The sequence below is a fragment of the uncultured Aquimarina sp. genome (genome assembly GCF_947492115.1).
Classification (GTDB): Bacteria; Bacteroidota; Bacteroidia; order Flavobacteriales; family Flavobacteriaceae; genus Aquimarina.
Genome location: NZ_CANLMM010000006.1, coordinates 92,061 through 102,956, shown reverse-complemented (window position 1 = coordinate 102,956; position 10,896 = coordinate 92,061). Strand labels below are relative to the sequence as shown.

Below are 10,896 nucleotides of genomic sequence, written 5' to 3'. Positions count from 1 at the left end.
TAATTATAAACAAGGTAATACCGAACTTATGAGATTAGTTATTGTTTCAAATAGACTTCCGATTACACTTTCAGACGCTAAAAATTCTAAGGGCAAAAGAAGTGTTGGAGGATTGGCCACTGGAATCCACTCATATTTGGAAAAGATAAAAAATGGAGAAACCAAATTTACCGATTACAGGTGGCTAGGTTGGCCAGGTTGTGAAATAGGAGCAGGAGAAAAAACAAAAATCCGTAATGAATTCTTATCCAATTATAAGTACGATCCTGTTTTTTTGGAAAAGGAATTAATTAAAGGGTTTTACGATGAATTCTGTAATCAGATTATCTGGCCATTATTTCATGGGTTTCCAAACTTTATAGAAGATAATAATTCCAATGCTTGGGATATCTATGTTAAGGCAAATATGGTCTTTTATGAATCTCTTCGTCAAACATTAGCAGACGGAGATGTCGTGTGGATTCATGATTATCATTTAATGTTGTTACCAGCGTTAATTCGTCGGGACTATCCCAAAATAAAGATTACATATTTTCTTCATATTCCTTTTCCGGACTTGAATAGTTTTAAGCGATTACCAAATAATCAAAGAATTAAAATTTTAGAAGGGATTTCTGGAGCAGATTTAATAGGCTTTCATACGAATGAATATGCAAAGAATTTTTTTAAAAATGTAAAAGAGATTCTCCAATTAGATTGTATTGATAATAAGATTTTGTTGCCAGACAGAAAAAGTGAAGTGGGGGTGTTTCCAATGGGTATTGATTATAATGGCATTAAGGCAATTACCCAAACTGACAAATGCGTAAATCTTAAGGGAAAATCTATGGCTCAAAATGATAACAAGAAGATCATTTTATCCGTAGATAGGCTTGATTATACAAAAGGTATTCTAAATAGATTAAAAGGGTTTAATAATTTTTTGGATCAGTTTCCAGAATGGAAAGAAAAAGTAGTATTGAAGCTTATTGTCGCACCATCAAGAAGGGATATACCAGCCTATAAGGAAATAAAAAATGAAATTGATAAATGGGTAGGTAACATAAATGGAACTTATAGCACTAACACATGGATACCTGTTGTTTATTGGTATAAGCAAATAGATATATATGAGATATGTGCATTATACAAAACGAGTGATATTGCATTGGTAACACCTTTAAAAGATGGCATGAACCTCATTGCAAAAGAATACCTGGCGGCTAACAATTTAGATAAAGGAGCTTTGGTATTAAGTGAGTTTGCAGGAGCCAGTGATGAACTGAAAGGAGCCATTTCCATAAACCCGTACAATGTGGATGAAATTACCTTGGCGATTCATCAAGCATTGACTTTTAGTAAGGACGAATTGTTAACTAGAAATAGAAAAATGCACGATCGGTTACAATCTTATAACGTTGTCCAATGGGCTAAAGATATTTTTGATGCTCTGTTGATTAAAGAAGAAGAGCGTCAGTTAGAAGCACTGAGTTTTGACATATTGGTGCGCAAAATCAATCAATATAAAAGTGGATATGATATGTGAAAAGAAATACAAATTAACTCAAAATTCGTGGAGAGTTATCGATAAATAAACCTAGGTAGAGCAAAAAATAAACATATATAGGTTTTCAAAATAATGAATTAGGTAATAAGCAATTCTAACGAAGTCTTTAAGATCATTTGATTTTTGAGATTTTAAAACGATCAAATCAATAAAATAACAATTAATATAAATTTTTAAACATTATTCAAGCTGTATGAAAATAATACAAAGTTATTGGACTAAACCGGTACTAAATGGAATTATGGAATCTGAAAGTGGACGGTATTCAGGTGGTTGGCTATATGAAAAAACACATTCACTAAGTTGGATTTTTAGCTGCTTACAATTAAAAAAATATTATGATAAAGTAGAACTGGTTACTGATAAACTGGGAAAAGAAATACTGATAGATCAGTTAAAGTTACCATATACCAAGGTTCATGTGATACTAGATGATCTAAATGAATATCATCCGGATTTATGGGCATTAGGTAAGATTTATTCTTATAGTATCCAGGATGAGCCATTTATACATGTGGATAACGATGTTTATGTTTGGGGTGCTTTTTCGGAAAAACTTCATAACGCTAGATTGGTAACACAACACTTTGAAAAAGGATACCCTTTTTATGAGAATCTGTACAAAAATCTCAAAACTAATAACGTCGTATTTCCAGAAGTGATTTTAGAAAACAGGAAAGTAGAAGAGAAAATTCATGCCTATAATGCTGGAATTATCGGTGGGAATGATATCGCTTTTTTCAAAAATTATAGCAAAGAAGCCTTCAAATTTGTCGATAACAATGTTGATAAACTATCAAATATAGATATAGGACGATTTAATACAATATTCGAACAGTATTTATTTTATTGCTTAACACAATCTCAAAACATCGATGTAGCCTGTTATTCGGATATAGTAGGAGAGCAAAAGCTCGATATTTTCTTCCAAAACTTAACCAGGTTCAAAGAAGCTCCTAAGGATGCAAAATTCATTCATTTGTATGGTGAATACTGCAAAAAGCATAAAGAATTCTGTGACGAACTAGAAAATAAAGTTAAAACTCATTATCCAGAATACTATGAGAATGTAATTCCGTCAAAGATTAAAGTAACTGAATAAACGCAATGATAAATCAAAAGAACTATTGCTAAAATAGGTGCTAGCTTTTGTTTAAAAATCGTAATATGAAAAAATATTCAATTCTGTTATTTTTTGCAACAATATCTATTTTAGGTACTGCGATGACTTCTTTCTCCCTTGGTTTGTGGATTTTGAATTCCTCTCAAACTACCTTTGTGTATGCATTAATTAGCTTTCTTACAGTGTTGCCTCCAATTCTTTTAGGGCCCTTTATTGGAGGTTTTATTGATCGTTTTGATAAAAGAAAGATAATTATTTATGGACAACTCTTGGCCGGATTTTTCAGTATTGTTTTGATGACCTTATACCATCTGGATTTTATAAAAGTTTGGCACGTATTGTTGATTACCTTTTTGAACTCTATTGTCAATGGTTTTATAGGAAAGGCATTTTATGTGTCGACTGTAGTACTGGTTCCGAAAGAAAAAATTAGTAAGGCAAAAGGATTGGAAGAGACTTCTATTGCCTTGACAACAATACTGGTGCCGATCATAGTGCCTTTGATTTATAATCTTATTGGTTTAGAAGCAGTCTTTGTGATTGATATTCTTACTTTTTCTGTTTCGATTATAGGTTTCTTAACTATAAAGTATGGACTTGATACCGCAACAAAAAAGAAGTTTACAGTTCGAAATGATTTTAAGGAAGTTAAAGACTTCTTTACATCAAAAAAAGGAATGGCAGAAATACTAGTCTTTTATTCTGTAATTAGTTTTTTCCTTGGAGGATTAGGAATATTAATTACTCCAATGGTTTTAGGGTTTTCTGATGAAATTGGATTAAGTATTACGATGATTCTTGCTGGGATAGGAAGCTTTTTAGGTGGTGGATTAATGAGTTTTTTTAAGGGGTTTATGTATCCGATGAAAAGCATTCTTAATTTATTAATGATCGTTAGTTTTATTTTGGTCTTGTTCTTATTCATACCGATTAGTATTACTTCGGTGTCAATATTATGTTGCCTTTTTATGTTTTTTTCATCTATAATGATGATCTGCGATCATACTTTTTGGCAAAATACGGTGCCTTATGATTTACAAGGAAGAGTTTCTGGTTATAAAGGTCTAATAATAGGTATTTGGGTACCAGTATCTTTTTTAATAACAAGTGTTTTAATCGATTATGTATTGATCCCTGTTGCAGATCAGATTCCATTAAATAGAAATTATTATCCCGGTACAGATAGAACTTATGTCATTTTGATATTGTTTTCTTTGATTGGAGGGTTAGTATTTGTCTTCACTGGCTTTATCAAAAGGAAGAAAATTTTTAAACAGATAGACTTATTATATATAAAAAAACTAAAGCATCCGGCAGATAGTTAAGGGTTGCTTGTGATAAAAACAATTTAAGTTATGAAAACAGTAATGTTCCCTGGTCAGGGTTCTCAATATAAAGGAATGGGTAAGGATTTATTTCCAATGTATCGATCACAAACAGAACTTGCATCATCGATATTGGGTTATGACCTGGAAGAACTTTGCCTTTCAGACCCAAAAAGGCTATTAGGTAAAACTCAATTTACACAACCTGCTTTATACGTTGTCAATGCGTTTAGGTATTACGAACAATATAAAAATGAAATACCTGACTATCTTATTGGACATAGTTTAGGAGAATATAATGCGCTATTAAGTGCCGGAGTCTTTGACTTCGAAACTGGATTAAGGATGGTGCAAAAAAGAGGAGAGCTCATGGCTGCAGCATCTGGAGGAGGGATGATTGCCGTATTAGGTTTAGATAGTAAAGAGCTAAGACAACAACTAGATGACTCTGATTATGATGAAGTAGATATTGCAAACTTTAATTCGCCTTCTCAGATCGTAATTTCCGGTAAAAGTGAAGTTATGGAAAGTGTTTTGAAAAACTTTGACGGGAAAGGTATAAAAGCGATTCCATTGTTTGTAAGCGCACCGTTCCATTCAAGATATATGAAACCGGCAGCTGATGAGTTTAAGGAATTTATAAAAGGTTTTGAATTTTCACCAACCAAAGTACCAGTGATAGCAAATGCAACTGCATTACCTTATAATCCAAACGACATAAAAAACTTACTGAGCACACAAATCACAAGCTCTGTTCAATGGATAGATTCTATAAGATTTCTGATGGGAAAAGGAGTTTCCCAATACGAGGAAATTGGAGGCAGCATCCTTACCAAAATGGTTGGTGAGATTACTGAAAAGTGTAGCCCAATTAAAGAGATAGCGAACATTAAAACATCTTCTACGCCTATAAATTCAGAGAAGAGTACTACGGATAATGATAATTTATTGCAAATAAATAATGATAAAGTAGCTGCCATTCAATTAGGGAGTAAGGCTTTTCGGGATGATCATAATGTTAAATATGCATACATGACTGGTAGTATGTATAGGGGGATTGCTTCTAAAGAATTAGTTGTGAAAATGGCAAATTCCAATATGCTTAGCTTTTTGGGTACTGGTGGGATGTCAATTCAAGAAATAGAAGAAAACATCAAATACATACAAAGCAATGTGGATAAAACTGCAAGCTATGGTATGAATTTGTTACATGATATGGCTTGTCCTTCAAATGAAATGGATCAAGTTACCCTTTTCTTAAAATATAAGATAAGAAAAGTCGAAGCCTCAGCTTTTATGCAAATTACTAAATCACTTGTTTATTATCACTTAGCTGGTTTAGAAAGAAATAGCGAAGGAATAATCGAATGTAAAAATAAGATTATTGCAAAGGTTTCTAGACCAGAAGTTGCGGAAGTTTTTATGAAACCAGCACCAAGAAAATTTGTCAATCAACTTTTAGATGAAAATTTAATTTCTCAAGAACAAGCGGTAATGTCAGAGTCGGTACCGATGTGTTATGATATTTGTGTAGAGGCGGATTCTGGAGGACATACAGACGGAGGTGTGGCATTCGTATTATTTCCATCTATCAAACAGCTCAAAAACCAAATAGAATCTAGTTATAATTACAATAAATCTATTCGAATAGGCCTTGGGGGAGGCATAGGAACACCTAGTGCCGTAGCTTGTGCCTATATTATGGGAGCCGATTTCATAACTACCGGATCTATTAATCAATGTACCGTTGAGGCAGGAACTAGCAATACTGTAAAAGATTTACTTCAAGATATAAATGTTCAGGATACGGACTATGCACCGGCAGGTGATATGTTCGAAATAGGTTCTAGAATTCAGGTGCTGAAAAAAGGAGTTCTCTTTCCTGCAAGAGCCAATAAGTTGTTTGCCATCTACAGGCAATATGATTCATTAGACGATATTCCTCAAAAAATACAAACTCGTTTAGAGAAAAGTTATTTTAAGAAATCTATATCCGAAGTATGGGAAGAGACAAAAGCTTATCTAATTAATAATAACGAACGAGATGAGGTTGCTAAGGCTGAACAAATTCCTTCGCATAAAATGGCGCTTGTATTCAAATGGTATTTTGCATATTCTAATCGACTTGCATTTGAAGGGAATATAGAAAATAAGTCAGATTTTCAAGTCCATACCGGCCCAGCACTAGGTTCTTTTAATCAATGGGTCAAAGGAACATCTTTAGAACACTGGAAAAACCGTCATGTTGATGAAATAGGCATAAAAATAATGGAAGAAGGAGCTGATATATTATCAGAGAAACTTTTAAATATGATAAAATAAAAAAATACTATGAAAAACAATTTAATACAGATTATCAAAGACAACTTACTGGAGATTTTACCAGAATTACAGGATCAGGAAATTTCCACAACTGAGACCTTCGTCGATCTCGGTGCTAATTCTGTGGATAGAGGTGAGTTAATTACATTGACATTAGAAAAATTAGACTTGGATGTATCTAGAATCGAGTTTGTGACCGCAGAAACTATTGACCAATTAGCAGATTTATTAATGGAAAAACAAAAGTAAATGAATGAAAATCAGATTTTTGAATTGATCGTTGCTAATATTAAAAAAATAGCTGTCCATTTGGAAGATGTAACCATCAAAAAGAATGCAATCTTATCGCCTCTTGGTTTAGATTCTATTGGTAGAGCTGAGTTAATTATACAAACGATAGAAGACCTTCAAGTAAATGCTGTGTCTTCTGAATTTTATTCGGCAAGAAATTTAGGCGAATTAGCAAGAATGTTTGAGCAAAAAGTTAATAACATAAATTAATGATTTTACCTGTTACACAAAATAATGTTTTGGTTACCGGGATGGGAGCTTGTACTCCAATCGGAGTTGGACTGAATGAATTTTCTCAGTCCTTAATGAACGGAAGTACTAATTTTTCAACTACAGAATTTAAAGAACACGATAAAGAGTTTATATATCCAATAGCAGAGCTAGAAAATTTTAATTTTAAAAAATCTGTAAACGAATTTATATTGGATGATCCTATTGTAGATAAGATAAAGTATTTAAGGAATGTGTCGAAAAGTATTGGTAGTGGCTTATTTTGTGCAATCGAAGCTTGGTATGACTCAGAATTAAATCGTAGCGATGTAGATTTAGATAAAGTGGCAATAGTTTCCTCAGGGACTAATATTCAGCAAGCATATCATCAGGAAGTACGGAAAAAGTATCAAGACAAAGTCCATTTTATAAACCCAAATTACGGTTTTAATTTTTTTGATACTGATGTAATAGGTGTTTTGTCCGAGTTACTTGAGGTTAATGGAGAAGGACATGTAGTTGGAGCTTCCTCAGCTAGTGGAAATATGAGTATAATCCAGGGAGTTCGACTTATCAGAAATAACGAATATGATGTAGTAATTGTAGTTGCACCTGTGATGGATCTTTCCATTTATGAGTTTCAGGGTTTTACAGCTTTAGGTGCTATGGCTAGAGTTGATAAGCTTTCACCTAATGAAATTTGCAGGCCATTTGATTCCTTGCGAAAAGGCTTTGTGTATGGTCAATCTGCTGCGTGCCTCATTCTAGAATCAGAAAAGCATGCGACTGCCAGAAGAAAAAAGGCTCACGGTGTAATTGCCGGATACGGAGTTAACTTGGACGGGAATAGAAATCCTAATCCTTCATCCGAGGGAGAAAAAAAAGCTATGATTAAAGCTATGAAATCTGCAAACGTGTCACCAAGTGATATACGATATATTAATACCCATGGGACGGCCTCAATTTCTGGTGATACAGCCGAAATTGAAGCCCTGATTGGTTCAGGACTGAGCGGGATAAAAGCAAATAGCACTAAATCACTAATTGGGCATTCTTTATCTGCATCAGGGGTGATTGAAACTGTGGCTACATTACTTCAAATGCAACAGGGATATCTTCATCCTTGTCATAATTTATCCAATCCGATAACTGATAAAATCCAATGGGTTTTAAACTCCAAACAATCATTGATGCATAGCTATGCGATTAACAATAATTTTGGCTTTGGTGGTATAAATACATCAATTGTAATAAAGAAATAATAAATAAAATAAAATAAAAATATGGATGTAGGGATAGAAGCTATGAATATTTATTGCGGTTCAGCGACTCTAAATGTTTCTGATTTAGCAACGGCAAGAGGTTTAGATGCAATGCGCTTCGAAAAGTTATTGATCAATGAGAAAACGGTTATCATGCCATATGAAGATCAAGTTTCTAATGGAGTAAATGCGGCAAAACCTATACTCGATAGTTTATCCAAAGAAGAAATTGATCAAATTGATATGATTATAACTTGTACAGAGTCTGGTGTCGATTTTGGAAAGTCTATTAGTACGTATATCCATCATTACTTAGGATTACACAGAAACTGTCGTCTTTTTGAAGTGAAAAATGCATGTTATTCTGGCACAGCGGGATTACAAATGGCTATCAATTATATTTACTCGGAGACATCGTTGAATAAAAAAGCCCTTGTAATATGTACCGATATCATTCGGGTAGGGGAGCTAGATGGATCTATAGAAATGTCTTTTGCAGAGCCAAGTTCTGGATCTGGTGCCGTTGCAATGCTGGTAAGTAATAACCCTGTAGTTTTTAAAGTGGATAAAGGAGCCAATGGTTATTATGGATATGAAGTAATGGATACATGTAGACCGGCACCAGATGTTGAAGCCGGAAACGCAGACCTTTCCTTGTTATCATATCTTGATTGTTGTGAAAAAACATTTGAAGAATATCAAAAAAAAGTGGACGGAGTAGATTACGAATCTACTTTTGGATATTTAACTTTTCATACCCCTTTTGGAGGAATGGTAAAAGGAGCGCATCGATCAAACATGAGAAAGTTTAAAAAGGCAAATCCAAATTATATTGACCAAGATTTCGATAAACGTGTAAAACCGTCTCTGCAATTTTGTCAACGAGTAGGTAATATAATGGGAGCTACAACGCATCTAGCATTGGCAAGTACTATTGAAAATGGTGATTTTAAAAACGGTAAACGTATAGGGGTATTCTCCTATGGATCGGGATGTTGCTCTGAATTTTACAGTGGAGTAGCTTCTGAAAAGTCCCAACAAAAATTAAGAGAATTTAAACTAACCGAACATTTAAATAATAGGTATCAACTATCCGTAGAAGAATACGAAAACACATTTTCTGTAAACACAAAATTAAAATTTGGAACTAAAAATTACCAGCTAGATTTTGAACAATTTTCAGAACCTTTTAGCCATATACAAAATAAAGGTAAATTAATTCTTACCGAGATTAAAGATTACCATCGAATCTATAAATGGACTTAATATGCATACAGAAGAAAACCCATTTAAAACAATCAAAATAAACCAATGGAGACAAACTGTTACAATTAAAATAAACAGGCCAGAAGCGAATAACGCAATTGATCTAACATTAATTAATGAAATAACAAAAGTCTTTACCCAGTTCGAATTGGACAAGGATATCAAAGTGGTTTTGTTTGAAGGATTGCCTGATTTCTTCTGTACTGGTTTAGAATTTAAAACGATCGAAGTTGAAAACTTTGAAATATCAAATAAAGAAAGTCAAAATAAATTTTATGATTTATTAAAAAGTATCGCTTTTAGTTCTAAGGTAACCATAGCTAAAGTTAAGGGTAAAGTTAATGCAGGAGGAATTGGGATAATAGCCTCTTGTGATATAGTAATTGCAGATCACAGTGCAACTTTTGGGTTGTCCGAGGCTTTGTTTGGTTTACTTCCTGCTTGTGTAATGCCTTTTTTAATTCGGCGTGTTGGATATCAAAAAGCACAATGGATGGCACTAATCACTCAAGGGGTGTCCGTAGATAAAGCTCTTGAGATTGGATTGGTCGACGAAATCGGGACAAATTTAGAAGAGAATGTAAGAAAAAATTTACTTAGGTTAACAAAGTTAGAGACTGATACAATTAAAGAACTAAAAGAATATATGGGCGAATTGTGGATTATTAATGAACAAACTAAGGAATTGGCAGTAAATAAGATTTCTTCTCTTTTAATGAGAGATACGGTACGATCGAAAATCAACAGTTTTGTCAATGAAGGAAAAATGCCATGGAATCAGTAGTAAAATTAAAAGAGCTAGGTCATGATATTGTAGAAGTTACAATGTGTGATAAGGAGGCTAGAAATACTTTTTCAGAAAGACTAATCAATGGCCTTGTAGACATATTTGAGAAAATCAATAACAATACTGCATATAAGGTAGTGATACTTGCTGGATATGATAATTACTTTTGCTGTGGAGGAACCAAAGATGAGTTGATTGCCATTCATAAAGGAGAAATAGTCTTTAATGAGAATCCATTTTTTACCGCCCCATTGCATTGTAAAATACCTGTAATTTCTGCAATGCAAGGCCATGGAATTGGTGGTGGATTTGTGTTTGGTTTGTATGCCGATTTTTGCATCTTGGGCAAAGAGAATATTTATACTACAAATTTTATGAATTATGGTTTCACTCCAGGTATGGGTGGGACCTATATGGTACCCTTTAAGTTAGGATCCGAATTAGGAAAAGAAATGTTGTTTTCTGGACTTAATTATAGAGGTCAAGAGCTAAAAGAAAGAGGCATTCCTTTTAAGGTAGTTCCTAAAGTAAATGTATTGAAAGAGGCGTTTTCTTTTGCAAAAACACTTAGTCAAAAACCAAGAATTTCATTGATAACGCTTAAGGAGCATATGAACGGTGAGTTAAAGAAAAAATTGCCAACAGTTATTGATCAAGAACTTAAAATGCATGAGATAACTTTTCATCAACCGGAGGTAGCAGAAAGGATAGAAAAAATGTTTGGCAGATAAGTCATTTAAAAGGATTATAAAAACAAGTTATAC

At 33.4% G+C, this 10,896-nt stretch carries 10 protein-coding genes; all 10 read left to right on the top strand.

Annotated elements, in window-relative coordinates:
* Positions 1-28 precede the first annotated feature (28 nt).
* On the top strand, positions 29-1,525 hold the full coding sequence (locus Q1A73_RS18085; protein WP_299608345.1) for a trehalose-6-phosphate synthase: 1,497 nt from the start codon (positions 29-31) through the stop codon (positions 1,523-1,525).
* Positions 1,526-1,739: 214 nt separating this feature from the next.
* On the top strand, positions 1,740-2,648 hold the full coding sequence (locus Q1A73_RS18080) for a DUF6734 family protein (protein ID WP_299608343.1): 909 nt from the start codon (positions 1,740-1,742) through the stop codon (positions 2,646-2,648).
* Between the two features lie 65 nt (positions 2,649-2,713).
* On the top strand, positions 2,714-3,994 hold the full coding sequence (locus tag Q1A73_RS18075) for an MFS transporter (protein ID WP_299608341.1): 1,281 nt from the start codon (positions 2,714-2,716) through the stop codon (positions 3,992-3,994).
* Positions 3,995-4,024: 30 nt separating this feature from the next.
* Positions 4,025-6,316 (top strand): ACP S-malonyltransferase, encoded by a 2,292-nt coding sequence (gene fabD / locus Q1A73_RS18070; protein ID WP_299608339.1) that lies wholly within the window; start codon positions 4,025-4,027, stop codon positions 6,314-6,316.
* A 9-nt stretch (positions 6,317-6,325) separates the two neighbouring features.
* A complete protein-coding gene (locus tag Q1A73_RS18065; protein WP_299608337.1) occupies positions 6,326-6,565 on the top strand; it encodes a phosphopantetheine-binding protein in 240 nt (79 codons plus the stop codon).
* A complete protein-coding gene (locus Q1A73_RS18060; protein WP_299608335.1) occupies positions 6,566-6,817 on the top strand; it encodes a hypothetical protein in 252 nt (83 codons plus the stop codon).
* Positions 6,817-8,079 carry a beta-ketoacyl synthase N-terminal-like domain-containing protein gene (locus Q1A73_RS18055; protein ID WP_299608333.1) on the top strand — a complete coding sequence of 421 codons (1,263 nt, stop codon included), beginning with the start codon at positions 6,817-6,819 and terminating at the stop codon, positions 8,077-8,079. The genes Q1A73_RS18060 and Q1A73_RS18055 overlap by 1 nt, the downstream gene beginning before the upstream one ends.
* Positions 8,080-8,100: 21 nt before the next feature.
* Positions 8,101-9,345 carry a hydroxymethylglutaryl-CoA synthase family protein gene (locus Q1A73_RS18050; protein ID WP_299608331.1) on the top strand — a complete coding sequence of 415 codons (1,245 nt, stop codon included), beginning with the start codon at positions 8,101-8,103 and terminating at the stop codon, positions 9,343-9,345.
* A 1-nt stretch (position 9,346) separates the two neighbouring features.
* Entirely contained in the window at positions 9,347-10,129 is a 783-nt protein-coding gene (locus Q1A73_RS18045) for an enoyl-CoA hydratase/isomerase (RefSeq protein ID WP_299608329.1), read from the top strand.
* On the top strand, positions 10,117-10,863 hold the full coding sequence (locus Q1A73_RS18040) for a polyketide synthase (protein ID WP_299608327.1): 747 nt from the start codon (positions 10,117-10,119) through the stop codon (positions 10,861-10,863). Before Q1A73_RS18045 ends, Q1A73_RS18040 begins: the two co-directional genes overlap by 13 nt.
* The last annotated feature ends 33 nt before the right edge of the window (positions 10,864-10,896 follow it).